The organism is Anaerotignum sp., assembly GCF_017483025.1.
Taxonomy (GTDB): Bacteria; Bacillota; Clostridia; order Lachnospirales; family Anaerotignaceae; genus Anaerotignum_A.
Window position 1 is genome coordinate 1 of the sequence record NZ_JAFUMA010000092.1, and the last position, 19,920, is coordinate 19,920.

Sequence of the window (19,920 nt, forward strand, 5' to 3'; positions counted from 1 at the left end):
GGCACCCATTTCGGCAATCATAGGTTCTTCTGTTTCTTTTACTTCAACAGCTGCTTCTTTTGTTTCATCAACTTTTTCTTCTTTTGGATCTTCTTTTTTCTCCATACCAAATTCAGCGATTTCAGGGTATTTTGCCAGGAACCATTTTTTGATAACCGCATAACCATAACTTGCTTTGTGACATTCGGCGATCTGACGCATATCATAAAATTCATCCAGCACTTCTTTTTTTGTTTCTTTTGGTTCATGTGTCAGAATATAAGTTTCCATATATTCGTAGTTCAGACCTTTGTATGTTTTTTTGTTAGAATTTCTTTTAATTGTGCGTAAGCATTCTTCGTAGTGGGGGTAGTCCCTGCGAACCATCTGTAATGTTGCGTATTCTTCGCTTTTAGGGTTCTGAATGCGTTTGAAGTATTCTTTGTTCATTTCAATTTTTTTGTCTTTGTGATTTACTCTGATAATAGGTTTCATAATTTTATCCTCCTTTAAATGTCCTTTATAATTCTGTTCTCTTGGCTTTAATTACGCTACTTTCAGGATTTCTTCCATTTCTTCTTTGTGGTTTTCGTGGAACTCTTTGATTTCTTTAAATGTATTCAGGAACCATTTTTTGATTGTAGCGTATGCTGCTTTTTCCAGATTATTGCTCATTTCTCCATATTTTTCTTTGTCTTCATCGGATGCGATGCCACGCAGTTCATTGAATTTAGCCATCTTTGTTTTGTCGTGCTTTTCAATGTAGGCTGCCATGTATTCGTAAGTCAGACCATTGAAAGCGGATTTCTTTCTTCTGGGTGCTGCTACGATCGCCACTTCATAACCGGGGAGCATTGCTTTCAGTTCCATCAGTTCGTTGAATGCTGCGGATTTGATTTTGCCTGCTGCTTTTGCTTCTTTTGCTGTCATGTCGATTGTTTTGTTTGCGTGATTTGCTCTCATAATTCATTCTCCTTTTCATTTAGTCCTTTTTGTTTTAGTGGTGTGTGAGGTTTTTGTTTTCCTCTTGTTTATGTCTATATTATAGTTTGTTCGATGAAATTTAAGGGCGTTATACTGTGCCCCCAAATATTTATCACATTATTTTTGCAAATAAAAAAGCAGCCAAAACAGCTGCTTTACAGAAGATATTATAAAGTTGCTTTAAACATACATCATTCTTATTTCCAAGATGTCAAAAGTTGTCTGAAAGTTCTTATAAACTTACTTAAAATTACTTCTGTTCTGACTTTAAATATGCTACAATTCGAGTAGCAATAAATGCTATCTTTTACACCTATAAACACTTTAATATCGCACCTACAAACAAGGTCTATAACTGAAAATAAAATCCCCCCTGCCGCCGCAGGCACATCACAAAGGAACTCTATCCTTCCATTGCAAAGAAATGCAACACTACCCCCAGCCGCGTGGAACGGGCTATCCGCCATGCCATTGAAGTGGCATGGAACAGAGGCAAAGTGGATGCCATCAACGCCCTCTTTGGCTATACAGTCAATAACCACAAAGGAAAGCCCACGAACAGCGAGTTTATTGCGTTGATCGCAGATAGATTACGGCTGGAAATGAAGGCAAGCTAACCACATTCATATACACCCTCTTTACAAAAAAGACACGACCAAATTCGGTCGTGTCTTTCATCTTTTCTTTTATTTTTCCAATGCCTCCATGGCAGCAAAAAACATATCGAAAGGGTCATCCCAGCCATCCAGAGGCTGTACCGCACTGCCGTTGCAGCTTCTGAACAAATTACAGAAGAATTCTTCCTGTTCGGAGAACAGGCCCCCTACAGTCAAAGGGAATCCTTCGGCTGTGCAAAGCTCGCACAGAGCCAGCGCAGGGTCTTTTGCTTCTTTTACAGCCCAGATGCGGGCACGCAGTTCGAAATCTTCACGGGCTTTCTGCAGCAGTTTATATAATTGTTCATTCATAATGATACCCCCATTTCTCTTTCGTACTTATGAAATGAGTATATCACTAATTCTTTTTCATGGAAATATTTTTTTAAAAAATCAGAACGCCCACCTGCCCAATCAGATTCACCATGATGCATAGGAAAATGCCCACCACCGTGGGCAGCAGAAAGCTGACGCCGGTCCAGAGCCAGCTTCCCGTTTCCTTACGGATAGTCAAAAGCGTCGTTGCACAGGGAAAATGATTCAGGGAAAACAGGATGGCACAAGCCGCCGTGACCCAGGTCCAGCCATTGGCCGCGAGTATCGCCCCCGCCTGAGAAATGCCCTCCGCTTCCACCAGCATGCCACTTTGACTATAGACCATCAGCAGGATAGGCAGCACAATCTCATTGGCAGGGATACCCAAAAGAAACGCTGCCAGAATGACCCCCGAAAGTCCCATCAGAGAGCCCAGAGGCTCCAGCAAAGTGGTCAGGCCATATAATAACGTATGCCCGCCTACCTCTACGTTTTGGCAAAGCCAGATGATCGCCCCTGCGGGGATAGCTACGGTGACTGCCCGCCCCAGAACAAAAATGGTTCGATCCAGCACACTTCGCACAATAACATCTCCCACCTTCGGGCGGCGATAAGGCGGCAATTCCAGAACAAAGGCAGAGGGTATGCCCTTCAGCAGGGTCTTGCTCAGGAAAAAAGAAACCAGCAATGTGATCGTTACGGCTAAAATGATCAGCAGAAAGACAAATCCTCCTGCTGCAAGAGGGTTTTCTTGGGCAAAAAAGAAGCTGGCAAGCAAAATCAGCGTTGGGAATCGCCCATTACAAGGAACAAAGCTGTTGGTCAGGATTGCAATCAGCCGTTCTCGGGGCGATTCGATGATACGGCAGGCCGTTACCCCGGCGGCATTACAGCCGAAACCCATACAGGCAGTCAATGCCTGCTTTCCATGGGCCCCTGCCTTCTGAAACAAACCATCCAGATTGAAGGCGATACGGGGCAGCAAACCAAAATCCTCCAGCAAGGTAAACAGCGGAAAGAAAATCGCCATGGGCGGCAGCATCACCGCCACCACCCAACTGACCGTCAGCCAGACCCCATCCATCAGCAGGCTTTCCAGCCAAAGCGGTGTATTTAAAGCAATCAGCCCGCTGCGCATCACCTCTCCACATCGGCTGAACCACTGCATCAGCAAATCGGATGGCACATTGGCCCCTGCTACCGTGAGCCAGAATACCCCACCCAACAACAGCAGCATGATCGGGATGCCTGTTTTCGGAGAAAGGATCATTTTGTCCAGCCGCTCCGTAAAGCTGTCCCGCTCCTCTTTTTTGCGCACTGCTTCCCCGCAGATCTCCTTCGCCCGTTCCAGAAAAGCCAGAGAGCGACTCTCCTGAAATTCCGATGTACGGTAGCCAATTTCCGTTTTTGGAGAAAAGGCAGACCAATCCAGGCCGATGGGATGGATGTGCAGTCGCCCTTCTCCCACATTCAAAATCAGTTCCTTCAATTCCCCCAGGCCAACACCCTGGCGGGCCGCCATTTCCACGACGGGGACCCCCGTCAATTCCTCCAAAAGAGCTTTATCGATAGAAATGCCCTTCTTCTCCGCTTCATCGGCCAGATTTAGGCAGAAAATCACGTGATCTGTCAGTTCCATGATCTGCAGGCCAAGGGGCAGATTTCTCTCCAGAGAGGTTGCATCCAGAATAACAACAACCATATCGGGGTTTTCATAGCAGATAAAATCCTTGGCGGCACATTCCTCGGCGCAGTCGGAAAAAAGAGAATATATCCCCGGCAAGTCGTATAATTCCACATCCCATTGCCCCAGCGAGAACTCCCCCACGGCGTTCCCCACCGTCTTTCCTGACCAGTTGCCCGTATGCTGTTTCAGCCCCGTCAGGGCATTGAAAACGGTGCTTTTCCCCGTATTGGGATTCCCCGCCAGGGCGATGCGCAAACGTTTTTCCTTAGCCATCCTGCCCCGCCTCCTCCACAGAGATATGCGCCGCATCGGCATTTCTAAGGGCAATGAGGGTATCCTTCACCCGATACACCCGCGTGCCGCCGCCGCAGCATTCATACAGCGGCAAAACCCGGCTGCCTCGGAAAAAACCCAGATCGAACAAACGCAAACGGCATTCCCCCTGCACCTCCTGCACGAAGCAGGGCTGCTCCACAGGAACTTCCGTGATATTTTTCCATGTGTTCATAACCATCCCCTCCTCAGGAATTTGTTATTTTCAATATATCCGAGGGAAGGCTTTTCTGTGCAAGAACAAAAAGAAATAAAAAAGCCTTAGGCCAAAAGGCCTAAGGCTTAAATTTTATGATTAGATGCGTTCCTTAAAAACGTCTACCATATCCAGTCTTTCCCAAGGCAGATCCAGGTCTGTTCTGCCGAAGTGACCATAAGCAGCTACCTGTTTGTAGATAGGTCTTCTCAGGTCGAAATTTTTGATGATAGCAGCAGGACGCAGGTCGAAGTTTTTGTTTACGATTTCTGTAATTTCTTCATCGGAAATTTTACCTGTGCCGTATGTGTTTACCAGGATGGAAACGGGTTTTGCTACGCCGATGGCATAAGCCAGCTGCACTTCACATTTGCTTGCGATACCGGAAGCAACAATGTTTTTCGCAACGTGTCTTGCTGCGTAGCAAGCGGAACGGTCAACCTTTGTGGGGTCTTTACCGGAGAAAGCACCGCCGCCGTGGGCTGCGTAGCCACCGTATGTGTCAACGATGATCTTTCTGCCTGTCAGGCCGGAGTCGCCCATGGGGCCGCCGATAACGAATCTGCCTGTAGGGTTGATGTAGTATTTTGTTTTGTCATCCAGCAGTTCTGCGGGGATCACTTTCTTTACTACGTTTTCGATGATATCTTTTTCGATCTGGCTGTGTTCTACATCGGGGTCATGCTGAGAGGATACAACAACAGTATCGATTCTTGCAGGTTTGTCGTCGATGTATTCTACTGTTACCTGTGCTTTACCATCGGGGCGCAGGTATGCCAGTGTGCCGTTTTTACGCACTTCTGTCAGTCTTCTTGTCAGTTTGTGGGACAGGGAGATAGGCAGGGGCATCAGTTCTTCTGTTTCGTCACAAGCAAAACCGAACATCATACCCTGGTCGCCGGCACCTGTGTCGAATTCGCTGTCATCTTCGCCAGTTTTGTTTTCCAGAGAGTGGTCTACGCCCAGTGCGATATCGGGGGACTGACCATGGATGGCTGTCAGCACGGAGCATGTTTCGCTGTCGAAGCCGAATTTTGCTCTTGTGTAGCCGATTTCTTCCAGTGTGTCTCTAACGATTTTTTCTACGTCTACATATGCATCTGTTGTGATTTCGCCCATAACGAAAACAACGCCTGTTGTTGTGCATGTTTCGCAGTCTACACGTGCATTGGGGTCTTTTGCCAGCAGTGCGTCCAGCACGCCGTCGGAAATCTGGTCACAGATCTTATCGGGATGTCCTTCTGTAACAGATTCAGATGTGAATAATCTTCTGCTCATGTTCTGTTCTCCTTTTTGATACACAAATTTTTGTCAACTGTAAATAAAGATTTCTAAGGAGAGACCTATCAGAATTTCTCGTAGAAAAACCATTCGTAAACCTTCGGTTTACTCATGTCCTTGCTCCGCAAGTCATCCAGAAAACATTCCGTCTGCCGCTTTTGCAAGCAAATCGGCTGACGTCATTTTTTCCGCATGGTTTTCTCCGCTTTCCAACAAAAAAAACCCTTTTCAGGGCTTCTACGTCAATCTCATCTTCCGCAAATCTGCGGGGGAATTGGCACCGATGCGTTTCCGCCGGTTGCCGGGTGTCACAGGGCCCTGTCCCTCAACCACTCTTGATAAGTCCTTTATTTACTTCCTGTAGTATTTTACAGGGGAAAGGCTATGTCTGTCAATAAAAAATCCGCCGTTTCCGTCAATTCCCGCAGATTGTATAGGGAAGCGCTGCAAAACGGCGGAAAAACAAGTCATTTTCACGATATCAACCGCTGATCTTTGCCGCCAGGAAAGCTGCTGCCGCTTCCAGGCCATCCAGATCGTCCCCATCAAAGCGGCCCGTCACAGGGCTGTCGATATCCAGCACCCCAAGAACTTCGCCTGCTTTATTCAGCAGAGGCACCACGATTTCCGAATTGGAATTGCAGTCACAGGCAATATGACCGGGGAAACAATGCACATCTGCCACCAACTGGGTCTTTTTCTGTGCCCAGCCTGCGCCGCAGACCCCTTTGCCATAGGCGATACGGCTGACCGCAGGCTTACCCTGAAAAGGCCCCAGGACAAGTTCTTCGCCCTTCACCAGATAGAAGCCCACCCAGTTGATGTGTTCCAGAGCCACGCCCAGAACGGAGGACGCATTGGAGAGGATGGCTGTCCGGTCTGTTTCATTTTCTGTATATTTTTTCAGCTGTTCCAGCAGAAGGGCATAAAATGCCTTCTTTTCCACAGGATATTCTACGGGAATATATGCCATATGTATCATTCCTTTCATCACTTGTATATTTTAAACCAATGAAACCATAAATGACACTTTATGTCAAGTTGCTTTTGCCGATGCAGGGCAATAGTGCCTTGCTCCACTCCTCCACCAGCATTTCCAGCTTCCATGCCGCGTTGGCAGGGCTGGTGGAGGGCATTTGCATGGCTTCAATGCCCAGTCGTTTTTCCTGATATCTTTTGTATAATTTATAAGCCGCACCGCCGTTGCAGAGGATGGGGACTTTTCCCGTCACCGCAAGGATGCGCTCCAAGTCCGCAGGCTCCACGTTTCTGATGCTGCTGTCACTGCTGCCAATGATGTCACAGCTATGGATGACATCGTGGAGAGCGATATGATTCCGCAGCAGGAGTGCTTTCTTTTCTTCAATGGTCTGGGGAACTTCTTCCCCCGTCACCGCCGCCAGCATCTTCCAGAAACGATTCTGGGGATGGCCGTAATAAAAGCCGACTTCTCTGGATTTTCTGGAAGGAGCTGTGCCCAAAATCAGCACCTTGCAATCTTCATCGCAAACGGGAGCAAATTCCTGGGTCACTCTCTTCCATTTCTTTTCTTCTTTCATAAAATCACGCTTCTTTCAGCCATTTCGCCACATCTAAGGCATGGTATGTAATCAGGATGGTCGCGCCCGCCCGCTTCATGGCGATCAGGTTTTCCATGACGATGCGCTTTTCGTCGATCCAGCCCATCTGTGCCGCCGCCTTTACCATGGCATATTCGCCGCTGACGTTATAAACGGCAATGGGTAAATCAAACCGCTGGGCCGCCGCTTCCACCACATCCAGATACGCCAGAGCAGGCTTCACGATATACATATCCGCCCCTTCTTCGATATCATCGGCGATTTCCCGCAGGGCCTCCCTTTTATTGGCAACATCCATCTGATAGGAGCGTCTGTCGCCAAACTGAGGCGCGGAATGGGCCGCATCCCGAAAGGGGCCATAATAGCCAGAAGCAAATTTCGCACTGTAGGCCATGATGGGGATATTTTTAAAACCGTTTTCATCCAGTGCTTCTCTGATCGCCCCTACACGCCCGTCCATCATATCGGAGGGAGCAATGATATCCGCCCCCGCTTCCGCCAGCGTCACGCTCATTTTTGCCAACAGGGGCAGTGTTTCATCATTCAGGATATGGCATCCGTCCACCAGACCGCAGTGACCGTGGGAAGTATATTCACACAGACACACATCGGCGATGACCAGGAGTTCAGGATAATTTTCCTTGATATGACGGATGGCTCTTTGGGTGATGCCGTTGGGATGGTACGCCTGAGAACCCACCTCGTCTTTTTCCGCAGGGATGCCAAAAATCAGCACACCTGCGATGCCTGCCGCTTTCACTTTCTCCAGCAGTTCATCCATGCGGTCGATGGAATATTGATAGACCCCGGGCATGGATGCGATGGGATTTTTGATATTTTCCCCTTCGATGATGAAAATGGGATAGATCATTTCTTCCGCAGAAATTCTTGTTTCCCGCACCAGTTTGCGCATGGCTTCAGAGCCCCGCAGTCTTCTGAATCTTCTCATTTTCTCACCTCCTTCAGTATGGCTTCCACAACGCCATCCACGTTGCATGTTTCCGCTGTGATTTTCTCATAATCTCCGTATTTTTTCAGCATCTTCGCCGTAGAGGCGCCGATGCAGACGGCCTTTGTCCCCTCAGGGATGCTGCCGCCGTTTTCCATAAAGCCGCGGACGCCGGAACCGCTGGCAAAGGTGATAAAATCCATCTCCTGTACCTTTGCATTGGCAAAGCGGCGTTTTTCCTCGTCCACATAGATATCGTAAATTTTCACGTCTGTATATGTCGTTCCTGCCCCGTCCAGCACTTCCGTCAGAATTTCGGAACCCTGTTCTGCCCGCAGAATGAGAATCTTTTCGCCCTTTTCCACTTTTTCACAAATCCCCTTGGCAAGGCTTTCCACATCATATTTTTCCGGCAGGAAAGCAGGATAAATGCCCTGCTTTTCCAGAGCCGCCGCCGTGCCTGTGCCGATGACTGCAAACTGCAGATTGGCCAGTTTGCGTACGTCGAATTTCAGTTTCTTCAGATAATCGAAGAAAATCTCCACGCCGTTGGGGCTGGTGAATATCGCCCAAGGATAATCGGATACTTTCTGCAGTTCTTCTTCCAGTTGGGCATTTTCCCGATAGGGAACAAGAGTAGAATAATCCATTTCCGCCACTTCCGCGCCCAAATCTTCCAACTTGTCACGGAGCTTGTGGGTGATGGATTTGGTGCCCGTTACGCCAATTTTGACACCACGCAGAGGATGAGGGATGGTTCCTGTAAAATCCAAACCTGCCGTTTCCCCGATGACAATAACCGCAGGGGCTTCCAGTTTCGCCTTGCGTACTTCCGCCGCCAGTTCGCCCAGTTTTGCACGGATGGTTTTCTGCTGCGGTGTCGTTCCCTTGGAAATGACCGCCGCAGGAGTTTCCGCGCTTTTGCCGCCCTGCATCAGGCCACTCGTAATTTCTTCCAGATGATGCAGGCCCATCAGGAATACCAACGTGCCTTCCAGCTTCGCCAGCGTATCCAGATTTTCCGTCAGGGTGGTTTCGCCGCCCGCTGCCGTATGGCCCGTGATAACATGGAAGCTTCTCGCCATTTTCCGATGGGTCACGGGGATGCCTGCCGCCGCCGGCACGGCAATGGAAGACGTCACGCCGGAAACCACTTCATAGGGGATATTTTCTGCCTGCAAAGCCAGCACTTCCTCGCCACCTCTGCCGAAAACAAAGGGGTCGCCGCCCTTCAGGCGCACCACCGTTTTTCCCTCTTTTGCTTTTTCAATCAAAAGGGCGTTGGTTTCCTCCTGGGGCAGGGAATGTTTGCCGTAACGCTTGCCCACAAAAATCTGCTCGCAATCGGGTTTTGTTTCCTCTAAAAGTTTTACTGCCACCAAGTCATCATACAGCACAACATCGCATTTTCGCAGCAGGTTCAGGCCTTTCCATGTGATGAGTGCAGGGTCGCCGCAGCCGGCCCCCACCAGATACACCTTTCCTTTTTCGCTCATCCTCTTAACCTCCCAACGACTTCCGCCGCCAGTTTCAGTCGTTCCGCAACGGGGGCTGTGCCCTCGGCGTAAATTTCGCCATACATGGCGCGGAGACGGATATTGCCGCCTTCCAATTCCGCAAAGGCCGCCGCTGGTTCGCTGCAATCGGCGTTCAAGAGCATCAGCACTTCCCGTTCTGTTTCAAATACCCATTTCGTTTCTTCGTGGGTCATTTTGCCTGCCAGTTCCGCCAATTCGGGCCGACCTTCCGCCACAATGATGCCCTGACAGGCGGCGGGCAGAAATTCTTCTGTCGAAAGGACACGGAAGGTATACCCGTCCGCTTCTGTGATGCCCATGCGATCCAGACCCGCTTTGGCAAGGATGATGGCATCAAAACAGCCATTCATCAGCTTTTGCAGGCGAGTATGGATATTGCCGCGGATGAGCTTACATTCTGCCCAAGGGAAGATTTTTGCAGCGCACTGCTGTCGGCGGAGGCTGCCTGTGCCGATGATTTTGACTTCCTCTGGCCTTCTGCCCATGGGCATGACCAGAACATCTCTTGGGTCGTCTCGCTCCAGCACGCCGATGATCTCCAATCCTTCCGCCAGAAAAAGAGGCAGGTCTTTTCCGCTATGAATGGCAATGTCGATCTCATCGTTCAAAATCATTTCTTCGAATTCAGAGGCAAAAAGACCCTTGCCGCTGTTGCCGATCTCCCAAAGGGGCTTGTCCAAAATTTTATCCCCTCTGGTGTGGAAGGGGACGATCTCTGTTTCCAAAGTGGGATGGGCGCCTTTCAGCGCCTGCAAAGCCATGTCCGTCTGCTTCAGGGATAGCTTGCTTTTTCTGGTGCCTACGCGCAGTTTATCCATTTCGTTCCCCCTCCTTTCTGATGACCGCATCAATTTCCGTTTCTGTTATATTGCCCTCTTTTTCCAAAGCCAGCGCAAAAATTGCCTGAAATATTTTTTCTCTCTGTTTGATATCAGGGATTTCCGTTTTCACTCTTTGGCGGATATTTGCCAGAATATCCACCACTTTATCAAACCCATCAGGGACAGCCTCTTCCACTTTTTTGCGGATGTATTGGGCAGCCAAGGGGCTGCCGCCACCGCTGGAAAAGCCTGCTACAAATTCTCCCTTCTTCACCAGCGCAGGAAAAAAGAAGGTACATTTTTTCGGGTCATCCACGATGTTTACAGGGATGTTTTTCGCCTGACACAATTCGGAAATTTCCGCATTTACCGCTTCATCATCGGTCGCACCAATGACGAACAGCATCCCTTCGATATCCGCAGGTTCAAAGTTCCTTTGGATGCGCCGAATACCTTCCATCCCCTCTATTTCCGCACAAAACGCAGGAGAAACGACGGTGATTTCCACGCCAAAAGGCAGCAATTTTTCAATTTTTCTGAGGGCGACCATGCCACCGCCCACCACAAGGCATTTTTTATCCTTGATTTCCATGAAAAAGGGAAAATAACTCACTTTTTTCTCCTCCGTTTTATTCAGAAAGAATGCCGTCAGGCTTACGCCAAACGGCATTTACTGTTTCACTTTATTATCTTATTTTGCAAGGATTTCTTCTTTTCTTTCCAGCAGTTCGTTGGATAGAATCATTGCTTCCGCATTTTCAAAGCCAACCCTTGCCACGGTATCCGCCAGTCTTTCGCCTGCGTTGCCCTGATCCTTGAAGAACAGGATGATTTTTTCTACTGTGTCCAGAACTTCTTCTTTGGATGTGAAAACTTTGCTCATGGGTGTGCCCTGACCGACTTTTTTACCCCATCTGCCGCCGATCGTTACTTTATAGCCTGTCACTTCTTCCGTCATAGCGCCGAAAGGACATTTTGCCATATACAGGCATCTGCCGCAGTTGATACATTTTTCTTTATCGTATACCAATTTTTCGCCTTCTGCTTTGGAAGCCGCTTTCATGGGACAAACCTTTGCAACCACGCATACTTTGCAGCTTCTGCATTTTTCCGCATCGAATGCGGGCACTTTCTGACCGATGATACCAACGTCATTCAGGTCGGGTTTTACGCAGTTGTTGGGGCAGCCGCCTGTGGCGATTTTGAATTTATGAGGCAATTTCACGCCGTGGTAGCCAACATAGAATCTGTTGTGGATCTCTTCGCTCAGGCCATATGTGTCATACAGACCATACTGACATGTTGTGCCCTTGCAGCTTACGATAGGGCGAACCTTAGGGCCTGTGCCGCCAACCATGAGGCCGCCTGCTTCGATGTGGGCTGTGAAAGCATCGATGTTATCGTAATGGATGCCCTGCACTTCGATGGTCTGTCTTGTTGTGAATGCCATTTCGCCGTTGCCGTATTTATCAGCCGCTTCGGCAACCATCAGTGCTTCTTTTGTTGTGATCTTACCGTTTCTTGTCAGCACGCGGGCATTGAATGTATCTGTGCCTTTCTGCTGCAGAAAGCCAAGACCTTTTACTCTTTTGATGTCGTCTGCGCTCACTGTTACGCTCATATTTCTCCCTCCAAAAAACTCTTTCTACCTTATATAGTTTAAAATCTCCGATTTCCTCTTTGGATAGTATACACCTTTTTACGATAAAATCAAATTATTATTATTTATTATTTGATAATATTTTATTATCGCAAACTGCGAAGATATTTTTTGTCCTCATCAGAAACACGATAAGACTCGCACGCCTTTTGGATAAATTTTTTGAAGGTCCAATCGTCCAAATGGTGATGGGCGATATACTCCATACAGACATCCCTGTCCTTTGCCCAGGCCGTTGCCAGCAGCCACGCCTGCCCCATGCGGACGTAATAATGCTCTGAATGGATCCCGTCGATCCTTTTCAATGTCTCCTTCAGATATTCAGGCGTCAGGTAATGGTCTAACATCAGAATAATACCCACACGAACTGCCCAGGGGTTTTTCGATTGCAGATATTTTTCGATATATTGAAAGAACTCCGCTTCATGGTTTTTCAGCTTTTTCTTCACGGAAGAACAGAACATATCGCAAAGGGCCCAGTTTTCCACCAGATGTTCTGTATAATAGTCGCAATCAGGCAGAAAGTCTTCGTAGGAAACAGGCATTGCCGCCGCTACCAACCCGTAGAGCAGCCGTTCCTCATGGGTACTCTTTCCGCAGAATTGCAGGAACCCCTTTCCATCCTCTTTGGCAAGCTGCGCCGCTGTTTTCCGCAGAAAAGGTGCCCTTAATCCAATGACATCCAGTTCCGAGCAAAGCAGCTTTGCATTAAATTCTTTATATTTTTCTTCCCCCTGGGAAAGGAGTTCTTCCCGAAAGGCTTCATATCTTTCTTTTGTCCAGTTTTCCATTGGGCTCACCCCCTCAACATTTCTTCGATGCGTGCTTTCGCCCGATTATATTTTTCCACCCTCGCCAAGTCCCGTTCTGTCGGGTTTGGGATACGGCTGATGTCCATATTATCGATCAGGTCGGCAAGCTTCACCTTTGCCGCCAGGGGATTATCGCAGATGCGCTCGATATACTTCATATAATCCTCCCCTTCCCGATGGGTCAGGCAGGAAACAGCTTCGATGATCTCCTGAGAAAAGCCTTCGGCTTGCAAATCTTCGGTGGTATATGGCGTATCCTCCAAAAGGTCGTGGAGGATGGCAACGGCCTTTTCTTCCAGAGTCTCACATCCAAGCATCACCCGGATGGGATGCAGGATATATGGTTTGCCGCCTTTATCCACCTGCCCCATGTGTCCTTTTGCCGCCAAAATCATGGCTTTTTCCAGCATAGGCTCCACCCCTTTCCGCATTTTCTCTTTTTCAGTATAGCTTTCAGAAAATTTACTGTAAAGGCAAATTTCTGCAAACTTTTTTTGGCTTTTCTGCGTCTATCAAATCAGTGTCATAATTGTCTTGAAAATTTAATATTTTCTTCAGAGTTTTTCTGCAAAAAGTATGCTATGATAGTTTCATAAGACAATTTTGGACATTCCTAGAAGGAGGGGACTTCTATGATCTATTATTTCAGCGGCACCGGCAATTCCTATGCGGCAGCGAAAAAACTGGCCGATGGTCTGGGCGAAGACCTGATGGACATTGCTGCAGCGGTGAAAGAGGGCAACTACGAACACAAACTGGAAAATGGGGAAAAACTGGGCTTTGTTTTCCCTGTTTACGCATGGGCGCCCCCTAAGGCGGTAACGGAATTTGTGAAAAATCTGGAATTATATTATTCCGGTGATCCTTATATTTTCGCAGTCTGCACCTGCGGCGGATCTGCCGGCAGAACCATGGATATCTTCGAGGATGCCCTGGAAGAAAACGGCCTGACTTTGGACAGTGGCTTTTCCGTGGTGATGCCCGATAACTGCATCGTTTTATTCGATGCGGAAAAAGAAGAGGAATCCGCTGAAAAACTGGCAAAGGCAGAAAAAACACTGGACAATATCCTCCGCGCCATCAAGCTCAACTGGAGCGACTTTTTCCGCGTGAAAAAAGGCAAATTCGGTGGCGTGCTGAGTACAGCAGTAAACCCCGCCTTCGTGAAAGGCATGAAAACAAAGTCTTTCTATGTAACAGAGGACTGTATCAGCTGCAGCCAGTGTGAACGCATCTGCACCAGCGGCTGTATTGAAATGACCGCAGGCAAACCCATCTGGACAGAGGACACCTGCAATATGTGCCTGGCATGCATCAACCGCTGTCCCGTGACAGCCATCCAGTATGGCAAAAAAACAGCAAAACGGGGGCGTTATGTACATCCCATTTATCAGAAACAGAACGGAGAAATGAACGAATGAAAAAGAAACGCATTTTTGCTTTCCTTTTGATGAGCATACTGCTGCTTTCCTGCTGCGGCTGCAGCGCCACCAGCAGCGGGCTTTCCATGCTCAATCGCAAAAAAATAACGGAACTGACCCATAAGGGCGAAACCTACTGGGCAAATTATCAGGAAAAACAGGAGATTGGCGAAGCCACCAACGTGGTGGAATACCAGAAGCCCCTTTCCTATGTGCTGCAATATCCCAAGACGGGGCATGCTGCCGTAGACGCCCGTATCGAGGGCATTGTAACAGAGATCCGCAATGCTTTCGATCAGGAATATACCCCCGCAGACGGCCCCACAGGAGAAACGAAACGCAGCCAGAAAACAGAAGCCACATTGTATCTGGGCTATGAAGCCTATCTGACAGATAACGACCATATGAGCCTGGTGTTCTTTGAGACCCATGAAACGGGCAATACTGTTTCTCCCCATACCCGTATCCAGATCTTCCATTTCGACCTGAGCGAGGATACAGAACTGATTGCAGAAGACCTGATGTGGACGGATTTTGCCAAGAATGCTTCTGTTTATTCCCAGAAGTATTTCACCACCACAGAACCCTATAACAAAAGTATCTTCGGCAATTACAAAACCCTGCTGGCCCCTGATGCAGGCCGTTTCGACCGCTTTGCCTTCACCACGGAGGGTGTGCTGTTCTATTTCGACCGCTATGATCTCTTCCCCGGCAGTTTTGGTATTGTCAGTCTGACGATCCCCTACGAGGATATGCAAACGAAGATCGAGGAGCCCGAGGAAAAAGCTGCTGCTCCTACGCAGACTTCCAGTAAAAAAATGGTGGCGCTGACCTATGACGACGGCCCCAATCCCGTTGCCACCAACGCCATTCTGGATACGCTGGAAAAATATAATGCAAAAGCGACTTTCTTTGATCTGGGCTATCTGGTGGAAAAATATCCCGATGTGGTAAAACGGGAAGCCGCTTTGGGTTGCGAAGTGGGCAGCCATTCCTATGACCATAAAAACTTCAACAAAATGACCTCCGCGGAAATCGCTGCAGACATACAGAAAACAGCAGCCATTTTCCAGAAAGTGCTGGGGAAAGAACCCACCGTTTTCCGTCCCCCCTATGGCGCCTGCGATGAAAATGTAAAAAAACTGATCCCTATGCCTATCTATCTCTGGTCTGTGGATACCCTGGACTGGAAGAGCAGAGATGCCAAAGCCGTTATGGATGTGATCAAATCTTCCGGTGATCTGGATGGAAAGGTCATCCTGATGCATGGCATTTATGGCTCCACTGCAGAAGCCACAGCAGAGCTGGTGCCTTATCTGCAGAAGCAGGGCTATGAACTGGTGACTGTTTCCGAACTGATTCAGGCAAAGCATGGCGAAACACCCCAGAACAGCAAAATTTACGGATATTCCTATTTCAGATAAAAAAGAAAGACCCATCGTCTGTTTCGACTTTGGGTCTTGTTTTTTATTCTACATCTTTCGCTTCTGGATAGATCTCATGCCATTTATTGTGATGGGCTTTCATACGTTCAAAGGTTTCTTCGCTGATGATATGTTCCATGCGGCAGGCATCCTCCAGGGCTGTTTCTTTGCTAACGCCGATATGCATCAGCCAATGAGAGATAACACAATGTCTTTCGTATGTTCCTTCTGCCACGGCCTTGCCCTTTTCTGTCAGCACGATACGGCCTTTATCCTCTATTTCCACATAGCCTTCTGCTTTCAGTTTTTTCATGGCATTGGAAATGCTGGGTTTGCTGAAACCCAGTTCAGTGGCCACATCGACAGAACGTACATAACCTGTTTTCTTATCTAATACGTAGATGGTTTCCAGATAGTTTTCCATGGATTCCTGTGTTTTCATATGCGTCTCCCGCCTTTCTTTTCATATGTTAGCAAAAAAGCTGGCATTTGACAATATTTTTCTGGTTTCTGATAAATTTTTGCATAGATTCCTTTGAAAATTCTATGGATTTCATTGTAATTTTTTATTGATATTTTATTTAAAATCATGTATGATGTACATAAGAAAAAACGATAACAGAGGCATCAAACACGTTGTTGTTTTGATGTCTTTTTTATAAAGTTGTATTTTTAAACATGCTTGCTTCTGTAGTTTGAGGTTTTTCTCCTAACTTCAAACTATTTTGAATCAAACTTTTCATCTCTTCTTGTCGTTGCTTCCCAAGCGCAAAAGAACGCCCCCTAACTGTTCCTTTGCGTGGCAATGACAACCCTTACACGGCGTCTTCTCCCCCAAGAAGGCGCCGTTCCCCTTTTCAGCAGAAATTTTCATTGAAAAAAAGTTCATTCAAAGCAAAGTTTCACTGCACGAAATAAATCTTCCCCTGTTCCCTGTTCCTGTAGTATGATATATCCATAGCAAACAAATGTATCCCAGGGAAAGAAGGTATTTCTATGTATAGAACATTATATAGCCCCCAGGGCGGCCGTATTATTCTGGACGGCCGCGAGGTCATCAATATGGCATCCAACAACTATCTGGGCCTGGCAAACCACCCCGAAGTGGTGGCGGCTGCCAAAGAAGCTATCGATAAATACGGCGTAGCAACCACAGCCAGCAGAAACATCTGCGGCAACTATCCCGTTCACGATGAACTGGAAGAAAAACTGGCAAAATTCAAAAACGTAGAAGCTACACTGGTATTCAACTGCGGTGTTTCCGCCAATTCCGGCGTCATTCCTCAGCTGGTAGGCAAAGGCGATACTATCTACAGCGATGAACTGAACCACGGCTCCATCATCGACGGCTGCCGTCTTTCCGGTGCGAAAATCAAGGTTTTCCGTCACATGGATATGTCCCATCTGGAAGAACTGCTGAAGGAGCCCGTAGAAGGCAAAAAACTGGTCATCACCGACGGCGTATTCAGCATGGACGGCGATCTGGCTCCCCTGCCCGAAATGGCAGACCTTTCCGATCAATACGGCGCAATGCTGGTGGTAGACGACGCTCATGGCGACGGCGTTATGGGCCCCGGCGGCAGAGGTACTGTTGACCACTTCGGCCTGAGAGACCGCATCATCATCGAAACAGGTTCCCTGTCCAAGGCATTCGGTTCCGCAGGCGGCTTCGTAGCAGGGCCAAAGGAATTTATCGAAGGCCTGCGTCCCAAGGCTAGAAGCTTCATCTTTACCGCTTCTCCCATGGCTCCCTGCCTGACAGCAGCGGCAGCAAAAGCAGTAGATCTGGTTCTGGAAAATACCGATCTGGTAGATAAACTGTGGGATAACCGCAACTACTTTGCCGACAGACTGAGCAAACTGGGTCTGAATATCGGCACATCCGTAACACCCGTTATCCCCGTTATTGTTGGGGACGCGGAAAAAGCCCAGAAGCTGAGCCAGATGATGTATGAAAGAGGCGTTTATGCTCAGGCGCTGCAGTTCCCTATGGTGCCTAAGGGCACCGCCCGCCTGCGTACTATCATTTCCGCAGACCATACCAAAGAAGACCTGGATAAAGTCGTTGATGCACTGGAAGAATGTGCAAAGGAACTGGGTCTGATCTAAGCGCACAATCAAAACCACTAGTTAAACTAGTGGTTTTGATTTATAATATAAATATTTTTTGTTTAATTATTTTCCGCAGAAATCATATTCATTTCCTGTTTTGTGCTGCCTTCAGAGCGATATGTAAAATACCCAATCAGCATAAATACAATCGCAATAGGTACCCAGCTCAGTTTATACGCTGTCAAAGGGATCATATTGTAAAAATCGTTGTACATCTGAATATTCAGTCCAAACAGAGAATTATAAGTGTACAGTACATCCAGCATGCCTGCGAAGAAGGATACGATCACACCAAAGCGCATCGCATTCAGTTTTCTGGGATTCAGACAATCCGGCATGAAAGAATAATACAGCGTGATCACAATAGCGCCGGGATAAAAGGCATCCAGCAGAGGTGCAAAGAATGCAACGATACTATCCAGGCCAATGCTGCCGATGACTGTGCTGCCCAGCAGTACCCAGAAAGTACCTTTCTTATAAGGCAATTTTCCATTTGTTGCTTCTTCAAAATATTCTGCAGTAGCAGCTGTCAGACCGATTGCTGTTGTCAGGGATGCAAATACCAGTGCAATGCTGAAGAAAATACCGCCCATTCTGCCCCAAAGCTGCAGAACCACCTGTGTATACAGTGCTGCGTACTGCAGATCCAGTGTATCACCTACAAAAGAACCTACCACCATATGGCCAAGATGTGTCATACAAAGCATACCAATACCAATGATACCAACCTTGATGACCATATTGTTCAGGTTACTTTCTGACACACCCTTTTCTTTCAGACCATTCAAAATGATAATACCAAATACCAGACCGCAGAGCAGATCCCCTGTTGCATAGCCTTCTGTAAAACCATAAACGATTGCAGGCTTATCATATGTCGCTGCTGTCCATGTAGAAACAGGTGTAATCAGGCCTTTTACAATAACCCCCAGAACGATCAAAACCAGTACAGGGAACAGAATATTGCTGATTTTATCTACCATCTGGGAACGGCTGGATACAAACCAATAGGTAAGAACATAATATACACAGGAAAACAGTACGATGGGAATCATACTATCCACCTGCAATCCTGTGATCTGAACGATGGCATCCCAGGAAGCTGCACTCATTCTGGGAATTACATATAAGGGGCCCAGGATCATAATGGTTGCCCCACAGAAAAACTGACCGAATTTAGGCATTGCACGGGTCGTAACAGAAAGGAATGTGCCCTTCCCTCTGGATAATGCTACATATGCCAACAAGGGTAAAAGCAATGCTGTCAGGAATACGCCTACATAAGCAATCAAGACACTGCTGCCACTTTCTTTCCCCCATGTCATTGGCCAAATCATGCTGGATGCACCAAAATGCATGGCAAAGAGTGCACCGCCCATTAAAAACAGAGATAACATAGACATTTCTTTTTTCTTCATAAACTCCCTCCTCAATGTATTTTTTTGTTACTTTTATGGTAATTCATCCATCAAGGGAAGGGTCAATATCAATATATTTGTTTTTTCTCTTTTTTTCAGCATATCTTTTTGAAACTCTCCACCTGCTGGAGATATGCAGACACATCGTTCAAACCAGTTCCAGCATCTTATGCGAAGCATAGGGCTCTTCCAGATACCGCATTTCTTCCTGAGATGATCCATGTGCTTCGTTCCGGCCGAAAGCTCCCCAATCTTTCGTATCCATGCAGAATCGGGAAACCTGTAACATCGACTTTCCTAATCTCGCATATTCTATATACGCTCGCTCCTTCGAAAAAACAAAAGGTGCAGGACTCCCACCTACACCTTTTTCCACTATATTTTTTTAGAATTTTAGGATTAAATCTGAGTAATACGCAATTTTTTCTTGGGTCGAACGAAGATCATGCCTCTTTCGTTTCACCAAACATCTTTTTTCTTTCTTCCAGAATCTTTTTCCCGATCCTTTGTTCTTCCTCTTCCGCAACATACGCGGAAACCATTCTGCTGATCACCAACAGAATCAGCCATGTCACAACAAATGCAACGACTACAACTGCATAGGCACCACCAGCCTGTAGGATCAGCTGCTTGCCGCGCGCATAGGGCATCATACAATACACGGGATCTGCAAAAATGCCCAGAAGGATCGTTCCGACCAAACCACCGATCCCATGGGGGATCCAGATTTCTCTCCCATATGCAGAGGGGAAGA

21 protein-coding genes, 1 pseudogene and 1 riboswitch are annotated in these 19,920 nt (G+C 47.4%); of the genes and pseudogenes, 4 read left to right on the top strand and 18 right to left on the bottom strand.

Annotation, left to right across the window (positions count from 1 at the left end):
* Positions 1-474: hypothetical protein (locus tag IJ369_RS08095; protein ID WP_290717959.1), on the bottom strand; the 474-nt coding region annotated here is incomplete at its 3' end.
* Positions 475-525: 51 nt separating this feature from the next.
* Positions 526-942 (bottom strand): hypothetical protein, encoded by a 417-nt coding sequence (locus IJ369_RS08100; protein WP_290717961.1) that lies wholly within the window; start codon positions 940-942, stop codon positions 526-528.
* A gap of 410 nt (positions 943-1,352) precedes the next feature.
* On the opposite strand from IJ369_RS08100, the pseudogene IJ369_RS08105 reads away from it, so the two are divergent.
* Positions 1,353-1,580, top strand: a pseudogene (locus IJ369_RS08105) (sporulation initiation factor Spo0A C-terminal domain-containing protein); the annotation flags it as partial.
* A 69-nt stretch (positions 1,581-1,649) separates the two neighbouring features.
* On the opposite strand, the gene IJ369_RS08110 reads toward IJ369_RS08105, so the two are convergent.
* The 13 genes from IJ369_RS08110 to IJ369_RS08170 all read right to left on the bottom strand — a co-directional run bounded on the left by IJ369_RS08110 (position 1,650) and on the right by IJ369_RS08170 (position 13,201).
* Positions 1,650-1,931 carry a hypothetical protein gene (locus tag IJ369_RS08110; RefSeq protein ID WP_290717963.1) on the bottom strand — a complete coding sequence of 94 codons (282 nt, stop codon included), beginning with the start codon at positions 1,929-1,931 and terminating at the stop codon, positions 1,650-1,652.
* A gap of 73 nt (positions 1,932-2,004) precedes the next feature.
* Entirely contained in the window at positions 2,005-3,894 is a 1,890-nt protein-coding gene (gene feoB, locus IJ369_RS08115; RefSeq protein WP_290717965.1) for a ferrous iron transport protein B, read from the bottom strand.
* Positions 3,887-4,129 (bottom strand): FeoA family protein, encoded by a 243-nt coding sequence (locus IJ369_RS08120; RefSeq protein ID WP_290717967.1) that lies wholly within the window; start codon positions 4,127-4,129, stop codon positions 3,887-3,889. The genes feoB and IJ369_RS08120 overlap by 8 nt, the downstream gene beginning before the upstream one ends.
* Positions 4,130-4,249: 120 nt before the next feature.
* Entirely contained in the window at positions 4,250-5,428 is a 1,179-nt protein-coding gene (metK, locus tag IJ369_RS08125; protein WP_290717969.1) for a methionine adenosyltransferase, read from the bottom strand.
* Positions 5,429-5,676: 248 nt separating this feature from the next.
* Positions 5,677-5,776, bottom strand: a riboswitch (SAM riboswitch).
* A 136-nt stretch (positions 5,777-5,912) separates the two neighbouring features.
* Positions 5,913-6,404 carry a GAF domain-containing protein gene (locus tag IJ369_RS08130; protein ID WP_290717971.1) on the bottom strand — a complete coding sequence of 164 codons (492 nt, stop codon included), beginning with the start codon at positions 6,402-6,404 and terminating at the stop codon, positions 5,913-5,915.
* Between the two features lie 58 nt (positions 6,405-6,462).
* The gene (locus IJ369_RS08135) at positions 6,463-6,990 is read right to left on the bottom strand and encodes a DNA-deoxyinosine glycosylase (RefSeq protein WP_290717972.1); all 528 of its coding nucleotides are present in this window, start codon (positions 6,988-6,990) and stop codon (positions 6,463-6,465) included.
* Positions 6,991-6,994: 4 nt separating this feature from the next.
* On the bottom strand, positions 6,995-7,960 hold the full coding sequence (gene hemB, locus IJ369_RS08140; RefSeq protein WP_290717974.1) for a porphobilinogen synthase: 966 nt from the start codon (positions 7,958-7,960) through the stop codon (positions 6,995-6,997).
* Positions 7,957-9,456: a uroporphyrinogen-III C-methyltransferase gene (gene cobA, locus IJ369_RS08145; protein ID WP_290717976.1), complete on the bottom strand. Its 1,500-nt coding sequence runs from the start codon at positions 9,454-9,456 to the stop codon at positions 7,957-7,959. The genes hemB and cobA overlap by 4 nt, the downstream gene beginning before the upstream one ends.
* On the bottom strand, positions 9,453-10,316 hold the full coding sequence (gene hemC, locus IJ369_RS08150; protein ID WP_290717978.1) for a hydroxymethylbilane synthase: 864 nt from the start codon (positions 10,314-10,316) through the stop codon (positions 9,453-9,455). Before hemC ends, cobA begins: the two co-directional genes overlap by 4 nt.
* Entirely contained in the window at positions 10,309-10,932 is a 624-nt protein-coding gene (locus IJ369_RS08155) for a precorrin-2 dehydrogenase/sirohydrochlorin ferrochelatase family protein (RefSeq protein ID WP_290717981.1), read from the bottom strand. Before IJ369_RS08155 ends, hemC begins: the two co-directional genes overlap by 8 nt.
* 78 nt (positions 10,933-11,010) lie before the next feature.
* Entirely contained in the window at positions 11,011-11,940 is a 930-nt protein-coding gene (locus IJ369_RS08160; protein ID WP_290717983.1) for a (4Fe-4S)-binding protein, read from the bottom strand.
* 125 nt (positions 11,941-12,065) lie between these two features.
* On the bottom strand, positions 12,066-12,770 hold the full coding sequence (locus tag IJ369_RS08165; protein ID WP_290717985.1) for a DNA alkylation repair protein: 705 nt from the start codon (positions 12,768-12,770) through the stop codon (positions 12,066-12,068).
* A 5-nt stretch (positions 12,771-12,775) separates the two neighbouring features.
* Positions 12,776-13,201, bottom strand: coding sequence for a GTP pyrophosphokinase (locus tag IJ369_RS08170; protein ID WP_290717987.1), 426 nt, complete (start codon positions 13,199-13,201; stop codon positions 12,776-12,778).
* Between the two features lie 222 nt (positions 13,202-13,423).
* Between IJ369_RS08170 and IJ369_RS08175 the strand changes: the two genes are divergently transcribed.
* Positions 13,424-14,212, top strand: a complete 789-nt coding sequence (locus IJ369_RS08175; RefSeq protein ID WP_290717989.1) for an EFR1 family ferrodoxin — start codon at positions 13,424-13,426, stop codon at positions 14,210-14,212.
* Complete coding sequence (locus tag IJ369_RS08180; protein WP_290717990.1) at positions 14,209-15,636, top strand: polysaccharide deacetylase family protein; 1,428 nt, start codon at positions 14,209-14,211, stop codon at positions 15,634-15,636. The genes IJ369_RS08175 and IJ369_RS08180 overlap by 4 nt, the downstream gene beginning before the upstream one ends.
* A gap of 43 nt (positions 15,637-15,679) precedes the next feature.
* On the opposite strand, the gene IJ369_RS08185 is transcribed toward IJ369_RS08180, so the two are convergent.
* Entirely contained in the window at positions 15,680-16,078 is a 399-nt protein-coding gene (locus tag IJ369_RS08185) for a metal-dependent transcriptional regulator (RefSeq protein ID WP_290717992.1), read from the bottom strand.
* Between the two features lie 554 nt (positions 16,079-16,632).
* Between IJ369_RS08185 and IJ369_RS08190 the strand changes: the two genes are divergently transcribed.
* Positions 16,633-17,745, top strand: coding sequence for an aminotransferase class I/II-fold pyridoxal phosphate-dependent enzyme (locus IJ369_RS08190; protein WP_290717994.1), 1,113 nt, complete (start codon positions 16,633-16,635; stop codon positions 17,743-17,745).
* A 62-nt stretch (positions 17,746-17,807) separates the two neighbouring features.
* Here IJ369_RS08190 and IJ369_RS08195 read toward each other — a convergent pair whose 3' ends face one another.
* On the bottom strand, positions 17,808-19,166 hold the full coding sequence (locus IJ369_RS08195) for a branched-chain amino acid transport system II carrier protein (protein ID WP_290717996.1): 1,359 nt from the start codon (positions 19,164-19,166) through the stop codon (positions 17,808-17,810).
* A 443-nt stretch (positions 19,167-19,609) separates the two neighbouring features.
* A partial coding sequence (locus IJ369_RS08200; RefSeq protein ID WP_330612980.1) for a hypothetical protein occupies positions 19,610-19,920 on the bottom strand: 311 nt, incomplete at its 5' end.